The following is a 23,089-nucleotide window of genomic DNA, read 5'->3' on the forward strand; positions in this document are numbered from 1 at the left end:
TTTCGTCACCCAACGTGGGCGCTGGCGTTGTCGATCTTTGGGGTCAGGACCAAGTGCCAGGGCCCGTCGGTTTGATTCGTAGATCTCGGGACCCAGGACGACGAGACGCTTACCCAATTCTGACGAGGCCCTGCAGGGGCAAGGTCAGCCAGTTTGTTCAAGCGGAAATGGGCGCTGGTCAATACGATGGTCTCCAACAAACCCCCTATTGGAGAACTGATCATGGCTCCCTTCTTTGCCCTGTTAGTCGCCTACGCTGTCGCCCGTGCCTGGACCGGTGTTCGGTATCAATCGGACCCAGGCATACGTGCTGCCCGCGTCGCGCTGGCGGCGATGTTCGTCCTAACGGGCGTCGCCCACTTCGTTTCAACCGAGGCGATGGTGCAGATGCTGCCGCCGTTCATGCCGGGCCGCGTGACGGCGGTCTACGTGACGGGTGTGATCGAGCTCATCGCCGCCGCGCTCCTTCTGTCGCGTGTCGCTCGGCCCATGCCGTGGCTCGGTTGGGCCCTCGCCGCGTTTTTACTGGCGCTGCTGCCGGCAAACATCTACTCGGCAGTTGCCCAGGTTGGGCTGGGCGGTCATGGAACCGCGTACCTATGGTTTCGCGTCCCGCTCCAGCTTTTCTTCATCGGCTGGGCACTGATGGCGACCGGAGCCCTGCAGTCTCGAACCTCGGCCGTCGCCGTAGCCTGACGCGCTCCTGCTATATTCTGAGCATGCAGCTCCCCGACGCAGCGCCCTTTACGATCTGGCCCTCGCGCCTCGCGGCGCAGACGCCAGGCGACGAAAGCTCGCCACACGCGCACCACACGATGCACCTCTTGCTCGCGCGCAGTGGGGACATGCAGGTGGAGGTCGGGGACGACACGCACCACGCGCCCGGGGTCCTCACTGCGCCGGATGTCAGTCATGCGGTTAAAGCCGGCGGACTGGTTGTGGTGCTCGCTTTCTGGGACCCCGAGTCAGTCGACGGTGCCAGCCTGCGAGCAACGTTTGAGGGTAGCGCTCGGCTCATCTCGGATGGTGAACGCCGGACCTTGCTCGCGGGACTACCCGACACGCCTGGGCGCGAGGACCTCGATGCGTTCATGGAACGCGCGCGGGACATGCTAGCCGCGCCTATGGCGCCTCCACACATGCATCCTCGCCTACACAGTTTGTTAAGCGCCCTGCGTGATGACGCGGAGATCGACACCTCACTCACAGCGCTCGCTGCCCGCGTAAGCCTCTCACCGGCACGCCTGATGCACGTCTTCACCGATTCGGTTGGGATTCCCCTTCGGCCCTATCTCCTTTGGCTGAAGCTGCAGCGCGCCGCGACATCGATCGTAAACGGTGTGGACCTCTCGGCGGCGGCGGTGGAAGCCGGCTTCTCGGACGCAGCCCATATGAGCCGGACTTTTAAGCGCATGTTTGGGATGACGCCCTCCGCGCTGCAGCAACGTAGTCGCCGAACCTAAAGCGGAGACCCGTTGCCGAAAAGCCGGTTGCCATTGTCAAGTAAGGTCCGGACATCTATACCCTCACTATCAGCTTTTTGGGGCTCAAGCTTTGAGACGACAGGCAACCCAAATTCACCGACCGCCAGCGTCACCACTTGCCAGGCAAATCGCCAACCCGCGTGTATGCTTCGCCGATCAATACGCCGAGTTCGCGCTCTTCTTCACCGTTCAGGTGAATACCGGGACGTCCATGGGCGAAGCGGTAGTTGCACACGATCGCGACGTCGCCGACATTCCACTTGATCGGGATACCGAAGCGATCGTAGATGTCGACAAAAAGCGCCTTTTCCTCACGCGTCATTTCAGTCAGATCACCAAAAGTCAGTCGTAGCGGGCGCTGTTCATACGGCAGGTGCATCACCTTCGGCCAGGAGTCAAACCACATGCCGTCGTCCGCAATGCTGCTGTAGAGCACGTTTCGATCGAGCTGCGGAAAGTGCTCGAACGCGGAGATGTAATAGCGCGTTTTGAGGAGGCGATTGGGCCCCCACTCGACCTCCAGATTCCGAGACTTTGCCATGGCAATCGCCTCATCCGGATCGTCGGTGAGCATCGACTTTTGCCAGTGATTGTAGACGCCGATCTGCTCCGTGCCAGCAAAGTGATCCCGGTCGGTCAGGTCGCGATGGTAGCAGAGGCCAAGCTCCTTCAGCTTCTGTCCAAACTCGGTCTTGAGGATTGCGTCAGTGGCCTGCAGGTTGTCCGAGACAAAGGTGTAGCCCTTGTCCTGCACCGCCTTGTGGCAGAGGAATCCGAGCATGCGCGTGCTGTGTGACACGTACGCCATCTCGTGGTGATAGTGGAGCCAAGCATTGAGCGGCGCACCGACGTCGTAAACGTTTGCTTCGATGTTGTCACGAGGATTAGCGCCGCCTTTGTAATGCATCTCCTTGTCGACGATGAGTTTGGCGAAGCGCCGCATGTCCTGCAGTTCGGTCAGCCGGGTGTTGACCAGGTGCACCAGCCCGACCTCGCTAAACGCCTGCTTCATACGCTGCGCCAGCTCACCCTCGGGTTCGAGCGTGGACTCGTCCATCGCGTAGGGCGAGCAGTCGATCGTAAACGACTCGACGGGCAAGGCCGGCTCGCCGGTCCACCAACGCGGCTCGATCACGTCGGGCAGCGGCTGCATTAGTTCTGCGGTCACACTCATAGTCTGTCGTACCTCTATTGTTGCCGCTCGACGACCACCTCAGGCGGACTCATCGCCGCCCGTCAGCGCGGCCGTCGCCTGAGCTCGCAGCTTGTCGTCGATCGGCACCGCTGTGCGCTCCTCAAGATCGAAAAGTACATAAACGGCATCCAGCGTCGCGGAGACCTCGCCGCATCGCAAGTTTTTCATTTGGTAGCTCGCTTTTATCGACTTGCCGCCGACTTTCGTGAGCTCAGCGCTAATTTCCAGCAAATCGCCGGCGCGTACCTCAACCTGATAGTTAATATTGTGGTTCACGTCGACCCAGCCAAGCTTCCCGGCATCGTCGCTCGCACCAACCCATCCGAAGGTCTCATAAAGAAAATGATACGAAGCGTCGTCGAACATACTGACGTAGTATCTTGTGGTCAGGTGGCCCAGCACGTCGCACTGCCAAGGATGCGCGACGCCTCGGTGAACCGAAATCATCCGGCAGCCCCGATGTGCTGGTGTTCGAGCACCTTAAGCCCCAGCGACGCCCGCGCTTCCGCCGGTGCCTGCACCCGCGCGCCCATAGATTCCACGATGTCGACGGCGCGCTCAACCAACTGTGCATTGGAAGCGAGCACGCCCTTCTTAAGATAAAGATTATCTTCAAGACCCACGCGCACGTTGCCGCCCAATGCCACGGCCTGTGCAACCATCGGAAATTCCATGCGGCCGATCGCAAACCCCGCCCAGTTACAGTCGTCGGGCAGCTCGTTCACCATGCACTGAAAGACGTTGGTTGTTGCGGGTGCGCCCCAGGGAATGCCGAGGCAAATCTGAAAGAGCGGCGGCGCGTCGATCAGCCCCTGCTCAATCATGTGCTTGGCAAACCACAGCTGACCCGTGTCGAACACCTCCAGCTCCGGCTTAACGCCGAGCTCCTGGCAGCGCTTGGCGCCCATCTCAACCATGTCCTGGGTGCCGACATAAACATAGTTGCCGCCGAGATAGTTAAACGATCCGCAGTCGAGCGTGCAGATTTCAGGCAGCGTCGCCTCAACATGAGCCATCCGCTCCATCTGCCCCACGCAGTCGGTCTCGTTGGCAAAGTTGAGCGGGGCGTCGTCCGGGCCCAGCCAAAGGTCACCCCCCATGCCGGTGGTGAGGTTGATGATTACGTCGGTTGCGCTGTCGCGGATGCGATCGACAACTTCAACATAGAGCTCCACTCGGCGGCTCGGAGCACCGGTGTCGGGCTCGCGAACATGTATGTGCGCGACTGCTGCGCCTGCCTTTGCTGCTTCGATAGCCGCATCGGCGATTTGCTTGGGTGATTTCGGCAGATCGGGATGCTTGTGTGCGGTGTCGCCGGAGCCGGTGACGGCGCAGGTAATGATGACGTCTTGGTTCATATTTATTGTTTTCTTCGGATCGTGCGTAACCGACGCGTTAGCTCAGGAATCTTTTTTCGCCGCGAATCATTGCAGGCCAAACGTTTAGACTCCGTCTATAAAGTTGTCCGGCTCATCAGCATTGACTCATCCAGTGCAACCTGGGTCAACAGCCACTCTCGTACGCTTGCCACATCAGACCGCTCGTATTTCTCGTCGCGACAAACCAGGTACCAGTCGTTGGGAGTGAAAATCCGCCGATCCGGATAGGGTTCGAGCAGCTGGTTGACGGCCATATCGCTATTGACAAACGGCTCCATCCCCAGCGCGACACCGATGCCCTGTTTGGCCGCATTCATGGCAAGATCGTAACTGTCAAACTGTTGACCTGCATCGGGATCAACGCCCTCTACGTCGTTTTGCTGCAGCCAGAACCACCAGTCCCGGCGCGACGGATAAACCTGTAGGATGGGCGCCTTGGCCAGCATTCGCGGGCTCTCCGCCAGCGAGTACGAATCCATCATCTCAGCACTGCAAACCGGAAAAATGCGGGTGGAGAAGAGATAGTCATACCGCAGCGACGCGCTGGACCGCCGGCCGATCATCACGCACAGATCAACGTCCTCATGTTCGAAATCCACGTCGGACTGAGACGTGTGGAGACGGATTCGCAGGTCGGGATGCTGACGACCCAGGTCGGGTAAGCGCGGTATCAGCCAACGAATGGCAAAGGTGGAATAAACCTGCAAAGTGATCGTCGAATGCGACTTGGCGCTGAGGATGAAATCTGTTCCCTCAGCAATCCGGTCAAAGGCATCGCGTAAGACGGGGTACAGCGCATGCCCCAGCCGCGTCAGCTCGACGGCGCGAGGCTTGCGCAGGAACAGCTCAACACCGAGCTCATGTTCCAGCTGTTTAATCTGGTGGCTCACGGCCGAGTGCGACACACACAGCTCATCCGCCGCAGCTTTGAAGCTCCCGGCTCTTGCAGCAGCCTCAAACGTACGCAGAGCGTTTAGGGACGGAATTCGTGAGCGCATTGTGGAGGACCTCGCTCTTCGCCGACCGAGTTTGCTGCGTGGATTCTCCTCGTGTCAATATTCACACAATGGACAGCGCACCGATGTCAGGACAGGAGCCCGTCAGCGATGTGGTGATCGCATTGCGACAGGCCTTCGAGCTCCTGCGAGATGATCCAGCCCAGGCCCAGCGTCGGGCTCTCGAAATTCTCAAGACCCATCCCGCTGAAAAGAATGCCCGCCTGCTCGCCGCCATGGCGGCCCGACGCCAGGGCAGCGTTGATGAGGCAGTCCAGTCCCTGGATGGCCTGGTCGAGGATGAACCGGGTTTTGCACCAGCTTTCGAAGAGCTTGGGCTGGCTCTGATGGCCGGTGGCCGCTGGGAAGATGCCGAGACCGCGCTGGAATCAGCGTTGGCCCTCGACGATCGCCTTGCCGGGGCTTGGAAAGCCCTCGGTGATGTTCGTATCGAACAGGGGGACGAAAGTGCAGGGCATGAAGCCTACCTGAAGCAGCTGAGTCTTACGGCACACAATCCAACGGTGGCGCGGGCGGGGGAGGCGCTACGTCGCGGCAAGCTTGCCGAAGCAGAGCAGCTGTGTCGCGAGCACCTGAAACAGCATCCGACAGACGTTTCAGCCATAAGGCTGCTCGCCGACGTCGGAATTCGAGTTGGTCGCCTGGACGACGCGGAGAAGCTGCTGCTTCGCTGCCTTGAGCTTGCGCCCGACTTTCACATGGCGCGACACAACTATGCCAACCTGCTTTTCAAGAAGTTTCGCTATGAAGACGCGCTCCATGAGCTCGACACGCTGATTGCAGCCGAGCCGCATCGGCCGACCCATCTCCTGCTGAAGGCCTCAATTCTCGCGCGCGTTCAGGAACCCACGCAGGCGATCGATATCTACCGCCAGGTTCTCAAGCTGTACCCCAGCCAACCGCGCACCCAGCTGAGCCTCGGCCACGTGCTTAAGACCGTCGGCCAGCAGGCCGATGCGGTCCGCGCCTATCGCGAGGCCACAACGCTGGCGCCGTCGCTTGGGGAGGCCTACTGGAGCCTGGCGAATTTGAAGACCTTTGAGTTCGAGGATGCCGAAATCGAGGGCATGCAAAAGGTTCTGGCGGAAGGACCCCGTTCGGTCGAGGATCTGTTTCACCTGTCGTTTGCGCTGGGCAAGGCGCTGGAAGACAGAGGTCGCTACGACGAGTCTTTTGCTCACTATCTTCGAGGCAACGCTGCTCGGCGCCGCACCGTTCGCTGGAACGCGGACGAGCACAGCAGCAACCTGCAGCAGAGCGCAGACTTTTTCTCGGCCAGTTTTTTGAGCAGCCAGGGCCCAGTCGGCGATCCTTCCGATTCACCGATCTTTATTGTTGGCCTGCCTCGCGCTGGATCCACGCTGCTGGAGCAGATTCTGGCCAGCCACAGTCTGGTCGAAGGCACGATGGAACTGCCGGACATCATTTCCATGGCGCGCCGGCTCAGCGGGAAGAAGTCGCGCGAAGATACGTCTGAATACCCACACATTCTGGCCAGCCTAAGCGCCGGCGAGCTGGCCGCCCTGGGACGGGAGTATCTGGAACGAACCCAGGTTCACCGATCCGGCACGCCCTACTTCATTGACAAAATGCCGAACAACTTTGCGCACGTCGGACTGATCCACGCCATTTTGCCGAACGCCAAGATCATCGATGCGCGCCGGCACCCCATGGCGTGCTGCTTCAGCGCGTTCAAGCAGCTCTTTGCCAGCGGCCAGAACTTCAGCTACAGCCTTCAGGAGGTTGGCCGGTACTACGCAGACTACGTCAAATTCATGGAGCACTGGGATCGCGTGCTGCCGGGGCACGTGCTGCGTGTCAACTATGAAAACGTCGTCGCCGACACCGAAGCAGAGACCCGGCGGCTCCTGGCCCATTGCGGGCTGGCGTTTGAGCCGCAGTGCCTGGAGTTCTACCGCACTGCGAGAGACGTACGCACCGCAAGCTCCGAACAGGTGCGACAGCCCATCTATCGCAAATCGGTGGAACAGTGGCGCCACTACGAAAACCACCTGGGGTCTCTTAAAGAGGCGCTGGGAGGCCTGTATAGTTGAGAAAAACTAACGCTTGATTGACTTTAATTCCTTTGTAGTAGGCTTTTCAGTTGATTTAAATTGACCATGCAGGCGTCTGAAGAGCGCCCCTTTTTAGCGATCGAGGTATTGCCATGACCGTCCGTCGTAAGAGCCGTGATTCTGTTTTTCCGCAGCAACGCCCTATTGCCAGAGGCATCCGGTCCGCGTTAGCACCTTCATCTTGGGTTGCCTCCGTCGCCGCAGGCGCACTGCTTTTCAGCGCCGGCAACTCGCAGGCTCAGGTACTCGAAGAAGTTGTGGTCACGGCACAGAAGCGGGAGGAGAACCTGCAGGACGTTCCGGTGAGCGTCAACGTGCTGGGCGAGCAGCTGATCGAGCAGCTCAACATCACGGACTTCTCCGACTACTTTCAGTTCCTGCCCAGCGTGTCAGCGCAGCAGTTCGGGCCAGGCCAGGCGCAGATCTACATGCGTGGCGTTTCTGACGGCGGCGACGGGAATTTCTCGGGGACCACCCCGAGCGTCGCGCTGTATCTCGATGACCAGCCGGTTACCGCGATCGGGCGCAACCTCGACGTACACATTTACGACGTAGCGCGCATCGAAACGCTGCCGGGCCCCCAGGGCACGCTGTACGGCGCCAACTCCCAGGCCGGCGCCCTGCGAATCATCACCAATCGCCCCGACCCCAGTGAGTACGAAGCCGGTTTTGACCTCGGGGTATCGACCGTTAAAGACGGAGACCTGGGGTACTCAGCGGAAGGCTTTGCCAACATTCCCTTGTCCGACAACGTCGCGCTGCGTGTTGTTAGCTGGTATATCGAAGACGGCGGCTGGATCGACGTGGTGCCCTCGTCCCTGACCTTCTCTCAAAGCGGTCTTACGGTCTCCAACTTCGGCAATGCCAATCCCAACCTGAACACGGTGGAGGATGACTACAACTCGCTGACCAACGCCGGCGCGCGAGCGGCTCTCGGCATCGACCTGAACGAATCCTGGACCACCACAGTCACCGCGATGGCACAGTCGCAGGAGTCCGACGGCGTCTTCGCCGATCAGCCGGATGCGGGCGGGCCGGGCCAGGGGCGGGTCGAGCGATTTTTCCAGGATAACTATGAGGACCAGTGGGTACAGCTTGGGCTTTCCGTGCGCGGTGATCTCGGGTTTGCCGACCTGACGTTCTCAGGCTCTTACCTCGATCGAGAGGTCGACTACGACATCGACTACACGCAATACTCCGAGTACTCGACCTACATCGAGTACTACTACACCTGCGTTTACTACGACTTCGGCAACTGCACCGATCCACGCATCCAGTATGAGAACGACAGCACCTTTGAGCGCTCGTCTTTCGAACTTCGGCTGCAGTCCAAGGAAGACCAGCGCATCCGGTGGATCGCCGGCCTGTTTCACACAGACGATCAGCACGAGTACTTCAATCAGTGGGTGATTCCAACGATCCCTGAAGGCAACGATATTCCGCTGGATCGCAATGTTCAGGGGCGCGAAGACCTCTACTTTGCCACGAACCAGGTCCGTGACAACAAGGAGTTTGCGGCGTACGGCGAGCTGACGTTTGACATCACCGATCAGCTGTCGGCCACGCTCGGCGGGCGCTGGTTTGAGACCGACGACGTGCTCTCTGGGTTTGTGGGCTCGAGATTCAGCTGCTTCGACCCTGCCGACGGTAACCGCATCGGCAACGGCACCGGAACCAGCACCGATTGCGGCGGTGGACTGGAAGCCCAGCTGGATGACTTCACGTGGAAGGGCAACCTTACGTATCGATTCAACGACGACGTGATGGTCTATTTCACCTACTCCGAAGGATTCCGGCCCGGCGGCATCAATCGAGAACCCAGCCCGGTGATTCCTCAGGTGTATGAGCCTGACTTCATCAAAAACTATGAGATCGGCTGGAAAACCACCTTTGCAGACGGCCGGGCCCGGTTTAACGGCGCGGCCTACATCATGGACTGGGACGCCCTCCAGCTAACGCGCTTCGACGTGGAGAGCTTTGGGTCGTTCCTCGGCCTGACCGCCAACACGGGCGGCGCCGACATCGCCGGCATTGAAGGTGATATTCAGTGGGCGGTCTCTGATAGCTGGACGTTGTCGGGCGGCTTCTCCTACAACCAAGCCGAGCTTGCCGAGGACTTTTTTGTCGGGTCAACGGACACCACGCCCGTGGCGCCGGACGGCACGGATCTGCCGTTTACTCCCGACCTCAAATACACCGCGATCTCGAGAAACGAGTTTACGTTCGGTGGGAACGACGCATATTTTCAGGCCGCGTGGAGCTGGACCGATGATTCGTTCAACGGCCTGTTCATCGCTGACCGCGTTGAGCAGGACAGCTACGGCATACTCAATCTTTCCGGCGGGGTGACGGTCGGCGATATGCAGTTCGATCTCTACATCAACAACGCGACGGACGAGAATGCTGAGCTCACTCGATACAACCGCGGCGGCGATCAACGGGTGGTGGCCAACCGGCCGCTGTCGGTTGGCCTGCGAATGAGCATGAGGTTCTGACCTCGGCTGATGGGGTATTCGGGCAATTCACCGGTGGTCCTCGTCACTGGGGGCGCAACCGGCATCGGGCGCGAAATGGCCAGGCGGTTCGCTGCTGACGGTCATCGAGTCCACGTTTGTGACGTCGATCTGGACGCCATTGCGGCGTTGCAGGCCGAGACCGATCAAATCACGGCATCAGCTGGCGATGTGGCAGACGTTGCGGACGTGGACCGCGTTTTTGACGACATTGTCGAACGGTACGGCCAGCTCGATATTTTGGTAAACAACGCGGGGATTGCCGGCCCCACGGCACCGGCAGAAGACATCGAGCCAGCGGCGTGGGACCGGACGATCGCCGTCAGCTTAAGCGGACAGTTCTACTGCCTGCGCCGTGCTATTCCGATGATTCGAAAAAGCGCCAGTGGGTCCATCATCTTCATCGCCTCAAATGCCGCTTATTTCGGGTTTCCTCTCCGCCTTGCCTATGCGGCGTCCAAGTGGGGCCTCGTGGGGATGACCAAAACGCTAGCGATGGAGCTGGGCGCCGAAGGCATACGCGTGAACGCCATTTGTCCGGGCAGCGTCTCCGGGCCCCGCATCGATGCCGTGATTGAGCGCGATGCAGCCGAGCGCGGCCAGACACCTGAAGAAATTCGCCGTATCTACGAGCGCCAGTCGTCCCTGCGTTGCTTCGTAGAGGCAGAAGACGTCGCCGCGCTAGCGAGCTTTCTCTGCTCCCGCGAAGGCGCCAAGATCTCTGGGCAGGCCATCGGGGTCGATGGACATACCGAGTCCTTGTCCAACTGGTTCGATTAGTTTTTGGAAGGAGCCCATGAAAGCAGCGTGGTTTGACCAGTTCGGCCCAGCGGCGAACGTCCTGACGATCGGTGACCAGGCCGACCCGACCCCCAATCCCGGCGAGGTGCTGGTGAAGATCAGCACCAGCGGGGTGAACCCATCGGACGTCAAGAAAAGGGCCGGCTCGTTCCCCAATCTTCTCGACGGCGGTTTCGTGATTCCTCACAGCGACGGTGCGGGAATCATCACCGCTGTCGGCGATGGTGTTGACGGTAGCCGGATCGGCGAGCGGGTTTGGCTGTATCAGGCCCAGTACGGGCGACGCTTTGGCACCGCTGCGGAATACCTGACAATCGAGGACTCGCGAGCCGTCAGGCTGCCCGATAGTGCCTCCTTTGAGGTCGGCGCGTGTCTGGGGATCCCCTGCATGACGGCGCATCGCTGCGTTTTCGCCGATGGCGGCGTTGAGGGCCAGACTCTGTTGATCACCGGTGGTGCAGGCCGAGTCGGGCATTACGCCATCCAGTGGGCAAAGCAGGCGAACGCGCGCGTGATTGCCACCGCCAGCTCCGATGTCGATGCCGAAAGCTGTCGGCAGGCGGGCGCTCATGCGATCGTCAATCACCGTGAGTCCGGGTGGGCCGAGACGGTACTCAGCGTGAACGACGGAAAGCCGGTCGATCGCGTGATCGACGTAGAGTTTGGCGTTAACCTTCCTGAGGTGTTGAACTGCATCCGAACCAGTGGCGTGATCGCGACCTATTCATCGGTGCAGGACCCCGAGCCCAAGCTGCCTTTTTTCCAGATGCTTTACATGGATCTCGATATCGAAATCGTGATCGTTTACGCGATGCCTGAACCGGCCAAACAGCACGCTATCACCGACATCACTGCGGCGCTCGAGGCGAATTCGCTCACTCATCGTGTGTCACATGTTGTGCCGCTCGAGGAAATCGCCAGGAGCCATGAGCTGATCGAAACCGGCGGCTTTCGCGGGTGTGTTGTTGTATCTCTCGATTAGCCGGGCGCTTATCGCGAGGAGCCTGCGGTGAGCCGGCCCGCCAGCCGGCTGAGCGCCATTGCATTCACCGCTATGATGTTCCTGACGCTTTGTGCATGTGAGAGTCAGGCTCCGGATCAGGGGAGAGCGAGCTTCGTTGAGGTGTTTGCGGGAGGGGAGCAGCTCCGTGGCGAAGCGCTGGTGGGTGGTGTCCATGCCTTTCGCGGCATCCCCTTTGCTGCCGCGCCAGTTGGCGCGCTGCGCTGGCAGCCCCCTCAACCCCACGTTTCCCGTAGCGGCGTCCAGGACGCGACCCGTTTCGGTTCAGCATGCCCGCAGGGACAGGGCAATCCGCGATGGTATCGGCAGGTTGCCGCTGGCTTTGGCGCAACCGATGCGGTGATTCCGGAGCTCACAGACATTTCAGAGGACTGTCTTTTCCTGAACGTCTGGACTAAAGACCCGTCTCGCCAAGCGTCCCGGCCCGTCATGCTCTGGATTCACGGCGGGTCCAACGTCAACGGGTTTTCCCATGAGCCGAATTACCTGGGCCATCAGCTTGCCAACCAGGACATCGTTGTTGTGAGCATCAACTACCGGCTCGGCGCACTCGGATTCATGGCCCATCCCGCGCTGTCAGAGGAAGATGAGGGCGGCGTTTCGGGTTATTACGGGCTCGCAGACCAGGTCGCCGCGCTGCGATGGGTGCAGCAAAATATTGCCGCTTTCGGCGGTGACCCGGACAACGTGACCGTGTTCGGAGAATCCGCCGGAGGCGGCAACATCTCCGCGCTCATGCGAATGCCGGCCGCGGTTGGGCTGTTTGACAGGGCCATCATTCAAAGCGGTGCGCTATTCCCCTATGACGCAATCAGTCTCGAAGCGGCGAGCGCTGCGGGTGAACAGCTGACCGCCAGCCTAGACGCCAACACCGTCCATGACATGCGTAAGCTGGACTGGCAGTCGCTGGTTGAGCAAAGTGATCGGATGTCGAACGACTACTACTTTGGGCCCATCGCGGACGGGCGTCACGTGCTCAAGTCAGACCGGGGCGCCGCCGTGCCCCTGTTGATCGGCACCAATGCGGATGAAATGCTCATGTATCTGCCGGATGACTCGCTGGCGGCCATGAACGAACAGCTCAGCCAGACGGCAAATGACCGACGCCGCGACGTCGAAGCCCACCTGGATCGATACGCGAGTACCGCCATGAAGGCCAATCGGCTGTCTACCGCTGCCGAATTTTTTTGCCCGGCGCTGAGCCTGGCAGAAGAGGTTGGGCGGGCGGACAAGCCAACATTTTACTATTTGTTCACCAGAACGAGACCCGGGGGAGCCAAGCTTAGGGCCTACCACGGCGCGGAGATTCCTTACGTTTTCGACACGGCGGACGACTGGCTTCCGGCTGACGACAGTGACCGCCTGCTGACGAACACCATGCAAGCATACTGGACAAACTTCGCCCGCAGCGGCGACCCCAACAGCGAGGCGCTGCCGACGTGGCCCCGCTTTGACAACAACCGAACGATTCTTGAGCTGGGCGATAAGATTGGCCCGTTGGGTGACGGATCCGACCAGCTGTGCAAACTCCTCAGGACAGCAACACCGGCGGCAGCTGATGGACAGTAGAAAGCTTGACGTCCCCATCTTTGTCACTGCGTTTCTGGTGGTTCTTTTTGTATGCGTTCCCATCATGGTTTGGCCGCAGCAGGCCGGTGGCCAGATACAGCAAACCTACGACTGGATCGCGGAGAATTTTGGGCTGCTTTACCAGTGGGTCGTGATCGGAATTGTCGGGTTTCTCGGCTGGATCGCGCTGAGCCGGCACGGTGAGATCCGCCTGGGCGATCCTGACGAGCGGCCCGAGTTTTCTCACTTTGGCTGGGTTTCCATGTTGTTTTGCGCCGGGGTTGGTGCGGGCCTGTTGTATTGGGCCACGATCGAGTGGGGCTATTACATGGTCACGCCGCCGTTTGGCACAGAGCCCAACTCGGAAGAGGCGATCGCCTGGGCAACCTCCTACGGGCTGTTTCACTGGGGCTATATCGCCTGGGCCATATACGCGCTGCCGACCGTCGCCATTGCCTTTCCGTACTATGTCAAAAAAGTGCCCTACCTGAGGCTGAGCACCAGCTGTCATTCGTTCTGGGGGGCCAAAGGCAAAGACGCGATCGGCGCGCGAATCGTCGATGGCGTTTTTATGCTTGCCCTGATCGGCGGCGCCGGAACGTCCATGGGCCTTGCTGTTCCCATGGTCTCAGCCAACCTCGCCGACGCGGTGGGTCTTGAACGCTCATTTATGCTGGACGTCGGCGTGGTTGCGGTCTGCGTAGCGCTGTTTGCCTTTTCTGTTTACGCAGGTCTCGAGAAGGGCATTAAGCGGCTTGCTGACCTCAACGTCTCCGCGGCGCTGATCTTCCTGTTGTTTGTCCTGCTGGCGGGGCCCACGCTGTTTATCCTCCGGGTGGGTACCGAGAGCATCGGGTTCATGCTCGACAACATGTTCCGCATGCTGACGTGGACCGACCCCATCGCGCGGACACGCTTCGTGGAAGACTGGACCATCTTTTACTGGGCCTGGTGGATTGCCTTTGGGCCATTTGTCGGCGTATTTATCACCCGCATTTCGCGTGGGCGCACCCTCAGACAGCTCATCGGCTACATGGCCGTGTTCGGGAGTCTTGGGGCCTGGGCGTTCTACATCGTCCTGGGCAACTACGCGCTGTTCCTCGACCTCAATAACGTCGTTCCGGTCCGTGAAGTGCTCGCCAACGGTGACCCGGCCGCCGCGATTGCCAGCGTTATCGGCGAACTGCCGCTGGGACCGATCGCTCAGGTGGTCTTTGCTTCGATCAGCATCATTTTTATTGCCACCACCTACGATTCAGCTTCCTACGCGCTGGCCTCGGCCGCATCGGCACAGATGGGCGTGGGTGATGATCCGGCCCGGTGGAATCGCCTGTTCTGGGCTTTGGTGCTCGGGCTACTCCCAGTTGCGCTCATGGCGGTAGACGGCGGCGTCAAGGTCATCATGTCGGCGGTGCTGGTCGCGTCCCTACCCCTGATTATTGTTGCCATCATGATGTGCGTGAATCTCGGGCGATCGGTCGGGAGCCCAGCGACCGTTTCCAGTGAGCAGAAACGCGCTTAGGCTGACCGCAGCCGAGCAGGCCGACCTCAACGGCGAACAAGGTCCGGCCGCGCAATGGGCCATGGATCTAGTCGTTTCTGTTGGCCAATGCCTGCAGGCCTCCAAACTGGTTCCTATCAAGCAGGCCCATCTTGTTGGCGCTTACCACTCGGGCGCGGCCAACCTCGCGTTTCTGGAGAAGCTGGCTGACTGGGGCGCGCAGGTTCGCGTTCCGACCACGCTGAACGCCAGCTCAGCGGACTTGACCACCGACGGCGAGCCTTGTTTCCAGCTTTCCGAGCGTCGGAAGGCGGCAGGCGTTGTCGGTCTGCTTCAGCAAATGGGGTGTACCGCATCCCTCACGTGCGCCCCTTATTTCCTTTCCGACAGTCCCCGCTTTGGAGACTACTTGGCCTGGGCGGAGTCGAACGCGGTGCTGTACGCCAATTCGGTGATTGGTGCGCGCACCCTGAAGTGCCCACAGTATTTCGACATGGCTTGCGCGCTGACCGGCCGAGCCCCGTTGGTGCGGGCGATGACCGACCAAGGACGCAAACCGCATGTGGTCATCAACGTTGAGCGCCTGTCTGACCGCTGGTTTGAAGACCGAATTGGCGCACAGCTGGTTGGCTATGCCGCAGGAACAATCGCGGGGGGTCAGGTTGCCCTGATTCGAGGAGTACCCGTGCAGCTGGGCAAACCCGTCCTGCAGGGACTTTGCGCGGCGGCCGGCGTATCGGGCTCGATGGAGATGCTCCACGTGGAAGGCTCCACGCCAGAGTCGGAAACACTAGGGGCGGACAGCGGAGACAGCGAGATATTTTTTCTCGCGGAAGACGATATTCAGGCGCTGGCGAACGCGTGGCGTCCAGCGAACGTTCATGATCCGGTGGCCGTCTGCATCGGCACACCCCACGCTGGGCCGGAGGAGATCAAGGAACTCTTGGGACGCCTAAACGCATGCGCGGGCCCGACTAGGCTACCGGTCTACCTTTCCATGGGAAGGTCGGTATATGACATGCCGCAGCTGGGCCGGGTGCTTGAGTCGCTGCAAACCAAGGGTGTGACGATCATCAGAGACACCTGCACGTACTACGGCTCACTGATGAGTGCACGGCAGGGCTTGGTCCTCACAAACTCCGTGAAGTGGGCGGCCTACGCAACGTCCGGGCTTGGCTGCACGCCGTTTCTCGCAACGCTGGCCGAGTGTGCAGATTCAGCTCTGGCGGGCGCCATGGTTACCGACAGGAGCTACTGGCGTGTTGGGCCATAGTATCAAGGTAGATTTCTTGATCCCCGGTACGGCAACCGGCCCGCTGCTTCATATCGAAGACGCCGTCAGCATTTGGGGCGGCATCGATATCGCTAGCGGTCGATTGATCGAAGCGGGACACCCAGATTATGGCGCCACTCTTGCTGGCAAGCTGCTGGTAGGCGGTAAAACCAAGGGAAGTACCGCCGGCCCTGGTGCGCTGTTGGAGCTGATGCACAAAGGCTGCGGACCCGCGGGGTTCTTGACCTTCGGTCCCGACCCGGTGCTGCTAGCCGCAGCGAAGGCCATGAACCTCTTGGACCGGAAGCCAGCGCCTATCGCTATTGTCACCCAGGAGTATTGGCGGGAGGTCTTGCGCTGGTGTCGAGAATGTCCGGAATGGCTTCTGACGCTGGATGCCGACGCGTGCACAGCCAGCGTTGCGAAACCATGAGTCGTTACATGACCCGCCAGCGATCCGACGGCGCGTTTGCCACCTGTGTTGCGCTCAAGCTCCTGGACAAGGTTATGGGACCGCCGTTGCCGCGGAAGCAGACGATCCACTCATCGATGCTTTAGTTATTGCTGGCAGGATGTACTGTTCGGTGAGCTGAAAAGGCCGCTCCATCTCGGGAAATTTACCGTAGTTTTCTCCGGTCCACGCAACCACCAGTTCAAGCTCCGGCCAGACCATAATGAACTGACCGCCGTTTCCCCAGGCTTCGAACGAGCGCAGCGGCTTCCCATCGATTTCCCGATCGATCATGCGCCACAGATAGCCGAAATCTTCGCCATACAGGTCACTGGTGGCATGTTTTCTTGTCGATTCTGCAACCCATTCTTCTGACAGCAGCCTCTGCCCATTCCATCGCCCTTTGTTGAGGTACAGAAGGCCAAACTTGGCCATGTCTCGCGGGGTGAGATGCAGACCACCACCTGTCATGGCCAGACCCTGATTGCCTCGGGAGTTGGTAATCGGCCATCGATACTTCTTGATGCCCATCGGCTCGAAGAGGTACTTGTCGGCAAAGGCGGGAATTCGGAGCTTGGATGCACGTGTCACAACATTCCCGATGGTGACAATGCCGCTGGTTGCGTAGGAGAACTTTTCACCCGGGTCGGCAGCCAGAGGCTGGTCCCAATAGAACTTGATCCAGTCTTCGGTGGGGTACATGTTGTCTTCGTTGTTTCGCACCCCGGACGTCATCGACAGCACGTGACCGATCGTGATGTCGTTTTTGCGCTCGTCCCAGTTCTCAATCGTGCCTTCGTATTCCGGAAAAAACGGCAGGACTGTTTGATCCACGCTCTCCAGGAAACCCTGATCGATCGCGACGCCGACAAGCGCGGAGGTGATGGCCTTCGCCGCTGATCTTGTCGAGTGGATATCTTTTCGATCCCACTTGCCGAAATAATCTTCGAAGACCAAAGCGCCCTTGTAGACAATCACAACGCCATCGATCCCGATGTCTGATTCATCTTCGATCAGGTTGACCATCGCCTCGAACGGTTCACGATCGATCCCCTCCGCCTCCAACGACGAGATTCTCCATTGGTGCTCACCCGGACCCAGTTCGGCGGCGGGCACTTGAGCGCCGGCATCATGATTGTCGACGTCGCAACCGCAGATGCCGAACGTCAATACGAAAACTAGCCAGTTGCGCGGTGCAAGATTCAATGGATTATTTTCCTTTGCTGTGGCTTCGGGAGGTCGCGAGGGGTTGCCGGAGCATGGTCTGCTTCAGTTTTTCGAAGGCACATCTTGCATCGGCAGGGGCGCTTCCGCATCCCCGAAAAGTATGGCCTATACCCCTCATCTCAGCCGAAGAATCCTGCGATCGACGGACACCAACGCTGGACCGCTAGGCTTCGCTAGCAGGGCGATCGGCTTTCCTGTAGCTTGGGCTGATGCATTGGCCTCGCGCGACTAGTTAGAGCCTTGAAGCTGACACGACGTGAACTGCTCGGCGTTACGGCGACGGCCGCGGCAACCTCATGCTCATCACATCTGGCCAAACGGTCTTCGGCGAATTCGGACTACGACGTTTTGGTTGTCGGGGGCGGCTCCGCTGGCGCGGTTGTAGCGGCTAGACTCAGCGAAAACCCGAACCGTAGAGTCATGCTTCTTGAGGCTGGCGGTGAGGCGAAAGATCCCCTCATCGACCAGCCGCTCCAGTGGTTTCGACTACTGGGCTCCGAGCTGGTCTTTCCAGACGAAACCTCGCAACAACGCTATGTCGGAGCGAAAACCCTCTTCGCCGGCCACGGCAGAGTGCTTGGCGGATCCAGCGCGATTAACGCCATGATTCATCATCGGCCCATGCCGCTGGACATCAACGACTGGGGGATTGACGGCTGGCGCTGGGAAGATCTGGAGCCGATGCTCCGGCTATCAGAAACTTTCCTCGGAGACCGTCAGGAAGGACGAGGCACAGCGGGGCCTATCGGCGTCAGCCTCATCCCGGATCCACCACCGCTGGCAGATGCGGCTCTGGCGGCCGCAGACCGTCTGGGCCTGGGCGCGACTACAGATATCAACACGGGTACTCAACTTGGCGCTGCCATTAATCAGTTGGCCTTCGCTCAGGGCAGACGCCAGCATACCGGACTCGCATATCTGACAACCGCCCGTGGCCGAGACAACCTCACAATCCGCACTAATGCCCAGGTCGATTCACTATCCATTGAGGGTGATCGAGTAACCGGACTCAGCTATCGACACCGGGGTGAAAAACGGCTCGCTGGAGGTGCACATGTTGTGCTTTGTTCTGGCGCACTCAGGACACCACAGCTGCTGATGCTGTCGGGTTTGGGTCCTGCCGACATGCTCCGTAAGCACGGAATCCATGTGGTGGTGGACGCGCCTGAAGTCGGCGCCAATCTCCATGATCACCTGCTGATCTCGGGCAACAATTTCGCCACCCCGGAACCGATCGAGGCTTCCGGCACGCACGGATCGGTAGCCGTCGTTTACGCCTCATCAACACCCAACGGGCCCAGAGATCTGCTGCTCAATGTTTCCACTAACGCTAACGTGATTCCGCCACTCACAGGTGCGGCCGCTGGCTTCAAGAGCTCCTTCAGCTTCATGCGGCCTCGCAGCCGCGGTCAGCTCTCGCTCACCAGCAATGATCCAACGATTCAGCCTGCCATAGACGTTAACTATCTGGCCGATGAACGCGATCGCGAGGGGATGCTTAATGCGCTTTCTCTCAGCAGGGAGCTGCTCTCCGCTCGCGAGTTCAGTCAATTTGGGGGCGTCGAACAAAACGGCGATTACTTTCGGGACGCTGCCTCATCACTGAAATTTCTACACGACGGAGCCACGCCATTTGGGCACTACTGTGGCACATGCCGGATGGGCACCGACAAAAACGCACCGGTTGCCAGCTCGCTGGCTTTTCGCGGTATCTCCGGCCTGAGTGTCGTTGATGCATCCGTGATACCAGCGATACCCTCATGTCCAACCAATCCCCTGGTCGTGGCGATTGCGGAACTATTTGCTCAGCGTTTCGGCTAGTAGATCAGGCAGGATCGCGCCGCTTACACGCCCAGGCGCGAAAAATTCTTCGTGGCCGCTAGCGCGTCGGTATCGCGGCTAGGCCTTTGGAAGAACGACACTACTCATCGCCGTAAGCGATGGCTTAAGCCCAGAGGAAGCACAGTCGGGTACGCGAGTCAGTCAGCGTAGTGCCAGCGCCGCTCATCCTGTAACGCAAAGCCGAGGTCCTCCGGCACTTCGCCCGCCTCGAGGCGTGACAACCTTGCCTCAGCGGCAGCCGCTTCGCCGAGGCGTCGCTCGACCTGCGCCAGACGGAACTCCGCCCAGCCCGAGTCCGGGTCTTCGGGGCTCGGATCGTAGTCCAGATAACGCTTCAGGCCGGCACGACCCGCCTCCAGAGCCTGTCCCGAGACGGCGGCAAATTTGCCTCGCTGGTAGTCAATGAGGCGCAGCGCTCGTACGTCCTCAGGCGTATGGCGGCGAACGTTCTGTTCAGCCTCATCGAGCACCGCTTCAGCCACCGGAAGCTGGTTGTGTACTCCCTGGATCACCAGCGTGTACTGCTGCGCCCAGACCCAGGTCCCCGCGGCCAGCGCCTGGCGATCGTAGGCAATCGCCGCCTCCACGTTTTCTTCCTGCCACTCGATGTCGGCCTTGAGTCGAAGCGCCGCGGCCTTGTCGAGCTTCATCAGCGCGTCAGCCTGCGCTCGCGCCTGCTTTTTTGAACCGCCGGCTATCGCAGGCGCCTGAAGGTAGTACTGCCCTAGCGAATTTCGGGCCTCAACGTGCGCAGGGTCCAGCTCCAAGGCCGCTAGCAGATGCTTTTTGCCATTGCGAGCCAGGCCGAGTTTCCGAAAGGTTGATGCGGCGTCAACCTGCGCCAGCTGGCCTGTCGCCAACCAATAGTGCGCCTCCGCAGTCTCGGGCCCATTCTTCAGGCGCGACTCCATGCGGCTTACCACTTGCTTGGCCTCGCCGTTGTCGATCAAGGCCTGCAGCGCTGCGTCGTCGATGTCGTTCGCGCCAACCACGCTCTGCGCCGTTGCCAGTGCGACGACGAGGGTTGTCCATGCCAAGACGTTTTTCATTGGGAAAGCTCCATGCCCATGGGCTGGTTTGTGGTCACTCGATCGCCAGGCGACTCTTTTCGGCGAAGAATGCGTGTCCAGATCATCGTCGCGGGAACGCCGATCAGCGTGGGCGCGAGCCAGACCCACACCGAGCTGCCGAGCGAGGAGTGGATGAACCGGCTGGATCCGAAGACCAGAAAAGCCGTGTGAGCGGCGATGCCGGCGCCCAGCATGGACGACATATGCTGGTATTTCCATTCCAGCCCGCGGTTCGGAACCGACAGGATGCGACGCATGGTTCCCGGTGCGCCAAGCAGGCCGATGGCACTGAGGCTCATCATCAGGACCGAATCCAGATACCACCCGGTTACCAGCACCGCTCCGGCGAGCACGAAACTTGAGCCATGTATGAGTAGTTCTACCTGGCTCCGGTGTCCGCCCCAGGCGCGCTTCATGCGAACCGCTCGAAGGCCGGCAAACGCTGCTGCGAATGTGATCGCAGACAGGTAGAGCAGCATTAGGCCGTTGACGGCTCGCAGGTTGACCGCATAGCGCGATGACGTCTCGGGGTGTGTTGCCAGCGGATCAATCAGCGTTAGCAGCGCTGCAACCGCCGCGCTCGCGGCCGTCACCATCATCGCATAGGCAAAAACCTTGCCTGCCTGGGTGTGCAGCCCCCGGCGCTTGCGCGCAAAAACCGGGAGCCAGAAACTGGCCAGGCCGATACTACCGACCACGATGTGCACCAGCACAACGGCTTTGAATAGTAGTTCCATGGTGTCACCTTTGCTTCTGAGCTCAATGGCACTCAGGTTCGCTTAAAATAGAGGGTATTGGCGACCCTCCGGTGTCATGACCCAAAGTGACCGAAGTCACTTTTTTCTGACGGTGGATTGTTGACGCACGGATTCTGTGCAGAATCAGGGGATGGAAGTCGGCCGGAAGCCAAGAAACAGCGACGCCCTGCCCTCTCTGACCTGGGCCGGCTGCTTGACGGTGGGCCTGGTTTGGTTTGTCGCTGCCCGGGGGCTGCCTGACAGCCTGCCCTGGATCGATGATCGGATTGTGCTGCATGTCGCTGCGGCTTCGTTTCTTGGGCTGGCGTTGCTATTGGGCCGCCAGCGGAGTAGATCGGGGAAAATCGTCAATCTGATGCTCCAGGCCGTCTGCGCGGCCGCAGTCATCGCCGTGGATTTGTCGTCCAGTGCGCCGATACTCAATATCATCGTGGTCGCACAGATACCCTACGTGCTGGGCATCAGGCTGGCCATCGTGGCGGCGCTGATCGTCAATGCGGCGCACTTTGTGGTGCTGCTGGTTTTTCATGACGCGACCGCCCTTTCGGCTTTTTTGAACATGGCGCTCTATGCGTGTTTTCAGCTTTTCTCACTTCTAATTGGGCACTTTGCCGTGCAGGTGACCGAGGCCCGGAACCAGCTGGCGGCCACCAACGCGGAACTGCTGGCCACCCGTTCGCTGCTGGAATCGTCGGCCCGTGATCGGGAGCGGCTGCGGGTCTCCCGGGAACTGCACGACACGGCTGGCCACACGCTCACAGCACTAAAACTCAACCTGCGCCAGCTTCGCGACCGAAGCGCCCCTCAGGATCGCGATGCCTTGAGCGAGTGCCTGAACCTGTCTTCTGATCTGCTGGACGACATCCGTGATCTCGTAGGCAATATGCGCGAGGTCAATCCGCTGGATCTCGACAAGGCCCTGACCGAGCTGACCCGGCCCTTTGCTAAGCCTGAGTTTTCGATCGACGTGGCGCCGGACGTGGTCATCGAAGATCTGACGGTCGCGGAAAGTTTGCTGGCCGTGGCCCGCGAATCCATTACCAACGTTGTGCGTCACGCGGAAGCGAGCCGGTGCACCATTTCTGTCCACCGAGATCAGGGGCGTGTGTGCCTGACGGTGGAAGACAACGGCGTAGGCGCTGACGGCGCTGAAGGATTCGGCATCCGTGGCATGCGCGAACGAATCAGCGATGCGCACGCTGAACTCGACATCTCACCCAACACGCCTACGGGGACCCGCGTGACCGCGGCTTGGGCCGTCGCATGAGTGAGACTGCGGTCCGCGTTGGCCTGGTCGACGACCAGGCCCTGGTTCGCAAAGGGCTCCGAGCCATCCTTGACGCTCATTCAGGCCTGACGGTAGCCTTTGAAGCCGAAGATGGCGCGGTGGCGCTAGAGCAGTTGATGCAAGTTGAGGTGGATATCCTGCTTTGCGATATCCGCATGCCCGTGGTTGACGGCATTGAGGTCGTAGAGCGGCTTCGGCAAGGGGCTAATCGCCTGCCTGTGTTGCTGCTGACCACCTTTGAGGACGAGGAACTTCTGCTGAAGGCAACGCGGGCCGGAGCTAATGGCTATGTCCTGAAAGACATTGAGCCGGCGGAGCTATTCACGACCATCGACGCCATTTTGGATGGCGCAACGGTGCTCGATCCGCAGTCTCGGCAGCGAGCTCGAGGCCACGATTCGCTGCCCCAGCCCGAGACTCTGCTGGCCGAACTCGACGAAAAAGAGCGTGCCGTGCTTCGATTGATGTCAGCGGGCTTAAGCAATCAGCAGATCGCCGAGCAGCTCCACAAAGCCGAAGGCACTATCAAAAACCGGGTTTCGGTCATTCTTCAGAAGCTCAACGCGCGAGACCGAACTCAGGCGGTTCTCAAGGCCATCACCAACGGCATCATCTGAGCGTTCTCC

20 protein-coding genes are annotated in these 23,089 nt (G+C 60.0%); 13 read left to right on the forward strand and 7 right to left on the reverse strand.

Annotation, left to right across the window (positions count from 1 at the left end; translation table 11 throughout):
* Positions 1 to 153: 153 nt before the first annotated feature.
* Complete coding sequence (locus AAF358_05480) at positions 154 to 696, forward strand: hypothetical protein (protein MEM7704981.1); 543 nt, start codon at positions 154 to 156, stop codon at positions 694 to 696.
* A 23-nt stretch (positions 697 to 719) separates the two neighbouring features.
* Positions 720 to 1,463, forward strand: coding sequence for an AraC family transcriptional regulator (locus AAF358_05485; protein MEM7704982.1), 744 nt, complete (start codon positions 720 to 722; stop codon positions 1,461 to 1,463).
* Between the two features lie 130 nt (positions 1,464 to 1,593).
* On the opposite strand, the gene AAF358_05490 is transcribed toward AAF358_05485, so the two are convergent.
* The 4 genes from AAF358_05490 to AAF358_05505 form a co-directional block, all read right to left on the reverse strand.
* Positions 1,594 to 2,652 (reverse strand): TauD/TfdA family dioxygenase, encoded by a 1,059-nt coding sequence (locus AAF358_05490; protein MEM7704983.1) that lies wholly within the window; start codon positions 2,650 to 2,652, stop codon positions 1,594 to 1,596.
* A 45-nt stretch (positions 2,653 to 2,697) separates the two neighbouring features.
* Positions 2,698 to 3,126, reverse strand: a complete 429-nt coding sequence (locus AAF358_05495) for an acyl-CoA thioesterase (protein MEM7704984.1) — start codon at positions 3,124 to 3,126, stop codon at positions 2,698 to 2,700.
* Positions 3,123 to 4,037, reverse strand: coding sequence for a 3-keto-5-aminohexanoate cleavage protein (locus AAF358_05500; GenBank protein ID MEM7704985.1), 915 nt, complete (start codon positions 4,035 to 4,037; stop codon positions 3,123 to 3,125). Before AAF358_05500 ends, AAF358_05495 begins: the two co-directional genes overlap by 4 nt.
* Positions 4,038 to 4,132: 95 nt before the next feature.
* Entirely contained in the window at positions 4,133 to 5,056 is a 924-nt protein-coding gene (locus tag AAF358_05505) for a LysR substrate-binding domain-containing protein (protein MEM7704986.1), read from the reverse strand.
* 83 nt (positions 5,057 to 5,139) lie between these two features.
* On the opposite strand from AAF358_05505, the gene AAF358_05510 reads away from it, so the two are divergent.
* From AAF358_05510 to AAF358_05545, 8 genes are all read left to right on the forward strand, one after another.
* A complete protein-coding gene (locus AAF358_05510; protein MEM7704987.1) occupies positions 5,140 to 7,128 on the forward strand; it encodes a sulfotransferase in 1,989 nt (662 codons plus the stop codon).
* A 113-nt stretch (positions 7,129 to 7,241) separates the two neighbouring features.
* Positions 7,242 to 9,644: a TonB-dependent receptor gene (locus AAF358_05515; protein MEM7704988.1), complete on the forward strand. Its 2,403-nt coding sequence runs from the start codon at positions 7,242 to 7,244 to the stop codon at positions 9,642 to 9,644.
* A 33-nt stretch (positions 9,645 to 9,677) separates the two neighbouring features.
* On the forward strand, positions 9,678 to 10,442 hold the full coding sequence (locus tag AAF358_05520) for an SDR family oxidoreductase (protein ID MEM7704989.1): 765 nt from the start codon (positions 9,678 to 9,680) through the stop codon (positions 10,440 to 10,442).
* A 16-nt stretch (positions 10,443 to 10,458) separates the two neighbouring features.
* Entirely contained in the window at positions 10,459 to 11,445 is a 987-nt protein-coding gene (locus tag AAF358_05525) for an NADPH:quinone reductase (GenBank protein ID MEM7704990.1), read from the forward strand.
* 27 nt (positions 11,446 to 11,472) lie between these two features.
* A complete protein-coding gene (locus tag AAF358_05530; protein MEM7704991.1) occupies positions 11,473 to 13,053 on the forward strand; it encodes a carboxylesterase family protein in 1,581 nt (526 codons plus the stop codon).
* Positions 13,043 to 14,575, forward strand: a complete 1,533-nt coding sequence (locus tag AAF358_05535) for a BCCT family transporter (GenBank protein ID MEM7704992.1) — start codon at positions 13,043 to 13,045, stop codon at positions 14,573 to 14,575. The genes AAF358_05530 and AAF358_05535 overlap by 11 nt, the downstream gene beginning before the upstream one ends.
* Positions 14,556 to 15,827, forward strand: coding sequence for an aconitase X (locus AAF358_05540; protein ID MEM7704993.1), 1,272 nt, complete (start codon positions 14,556 to 14,558; stop codon positions 15,825 to 15,827). The genes AAF358_05535 and AAF358_05540 overlap by 20 nt, the downstream gene beginning before the upstream one ends.
* On the forward strand, positions 15,814 to 16,260 hold the full coding sequence (locus AAF358_05545) for a DUF126 domain-containing protein (GenBank protein MEM7704994.1): 447 nt from the start codon (positions 15,814 to 15,816) through the stop codon (positions 16,258 to 16,260). The genes AAF358_05540 and AAF358_05545 overlap by 14 nt, the downstream gene beginning before the upstream one ends.
* Before the next feature lie 72 nt (positions 16,261 to 16,332).
* Here AAF358_05545 and AAF358_05550 read toward each other — a convergent pair whose 3' ends face one another.
* Complete coding sequence (locus AAF358_05550; GenBank protein MEM7704995.1) at positions 16,333 to 17,484, reverse strand: serine hydrolase; 1,152 nt, start codon at positions 17,482 to 17,484, stop codon at positions 16,333 to 16,335.
* 261 nt (positions 17,485 to 17,745) lie between these two features.
* Here AAF358_05550 and AAF358_05555 point away from each other — a divergent pair, with 261 nt between their 5' ends.
* Complete coding sequence (locus AAF358_05555) at positions 17,746 to 19,326, forward strand: GMC family oxidoreductase N-terminal domain-containing protein (GenBank protein ID MEM7704996.1); 1,581 nt, start codon at positions 17,746 to 17,748, stop codon at positions 19,324 to 19,326.
* A gap of 158 nt (positions 19,327 to 19,484) precedes the next feature.
* Here AAF358_05555 and AAF358_05560 read toward each other — a convergent pair whose 3' ends face one another.
* Both AAF358_05560 and AAF358_05565 read right to left on the reverse strand, forming a co-directional pair.
* Complete coding sequence (locus AAF358_05560; protein MEM7704997.1) at positions 19,485 to 20,396, reverse strand: hypothetical protein; 912 nt, start codon at positions 20,394 to 20,396, stop codon at positions 19,485 to 19,487.
* On the reverse strand, positions 20,393 to 21,154 hold the full coding sequence (locus AAF358_05565) for a hypothetical protein (GenBank protein MEM7704998.1): 762 nt from the start codon (positions 21,152 to 21,154) through the stop codon (positions 20,393 to 20,395). Before AAF358_05565 ends, AAF358_05560 begins: the two co-directional genes overlap by 4 nt.
* 151 nt (positions 21,155 to 21,305) lie before the next feature.
* On the opposite strand from AAF358_05565, the gene AAF358_05570 reads away from it, so the two are divergent.
* Together AAF358_05570 and AAF358_05575 are read left to right on the forward strand one after the other, a co-directional pair.
* Positions 21,306 to 22,442: a sensor histidine kinase gene (locus AAF358_05570; GenBank protein MEM7704999.1), complete on the forward strand. Its 1,137-nt coding sequence runs from the start codon at positions 21,306 to 21,308 to the stop codon at positions 22,440 to 22,442.
* Positions 22,439 to 23,080: a response regulator transcription factor gene (locus AAF358_05575; protein MEM7705000.1), complete on the forward strand. Its 642-nt coding sequence runs from the start codon at positions 22,439 to 22,441 to the stop codon at positions 23,078 to 23,080. The genes AAF358_05570 and AAF358_05575 overlap by 4 nt, the downstream gene beginning before the upstream one ends.
* Positions 23,081 to 23,089 lie beyond the last annotated feature (9 nt).

This window comes from Pseudomonadota bacterium, assembly GCA_039033415.1.
GTDB lineage: Bacteria > Pseudomonadota > Gammaproteobacteria > Xanthomonadales > SZUA-38 > JANQOZ01.

Excerpts from the sequence above, each read along its gene's own strand:
- AAF358_05485 (MEM7704982.1), top strand. The coding sequence starts at position 720 with ATGCAGCTCCCCGACGCAGCGCCCTTTACGATCTGGCCCTCGCGCCTC.
- AAF358_05495 (MEM7704984.1), bottom strand. The coding sequence starts at position 3,126 with ATGATTTCGGTTCACCGAGGCGTCGCGCATCCTTGGCAGTGCGACGTG.
- AAF358_05500 (MEM7704985.1), bottom strand. The coding sequence starts at position 4,037 with ATGAACCAAGACGTCATCATTACCTGCGCCGTCACCGGCTCCGGCGAC.
- AAF358_05505 (MEM7704986.1), bottom strand. The coding sequence starts at position 5,056 with ATGCGCTCACGAATTCCGTCCCTAAACGCTCTGCGTACGTTTGAGGCT.
- AAF358_05510 (MEM7704987.1), top strand. The coding sequence starts at position 5,140 with ATGTCAGGACAGGAGCCCGTCAGCGATGTGGTGATCGCATTGCGACAG.
- AAF358_05515 (MEM7704988.1), top strand. The coding sequence starts at position 7,242 with ATGACCGTCCGTCGTAAGAGCCGTGATTCTGTTTTTCCGCAGCAACGC.
- AAF358_05525 (MEM7704990.1), top strand. The coding sequence starts at position 10,459 with ATGAAAGCAGCGTGGTTTGACCAGTTCGGCCCAGCGGCGAACGTCCTG.
- AAF358_05535 (MEM7704992.1), top strand. The coding sequence starts at position 13,043 with ATGGACAGTAGAAAGCTTGACGTCCCCATCTTTGTCACTGCGTTTCTG.
- AAF358_05560 (MEM7704997.1), bottom strand. The coding sequence starts at position 20,396 with ATGAAAAACGTCTTGGCATGGACAACCCTCGTCGTCGCACTGGCAACG.
- AAF358_05565 (MEM7704998.1), bottom strand. The coding sequence starts at position 21,154 with ATGGAACTACTATTCAAAGCCGTTGTGCTGGTGCACATCGTGGTCGGT.
- AAF358_05570 (MEM7704999.1), top strand. The coding sequence starts at position 21,306 with ATGGAAGTCGGCCGGAAGCCAAGAAACAGCGACGCCCTGCCCTCTCTG.
- AAF358_05575 (MEM7705000.1), top strand. The coding sequence starts at position 22,439 with ATGAGTGAGACTGCGGTCCGCGTTGGCCTGGTCGACGACCAGGCCCTG.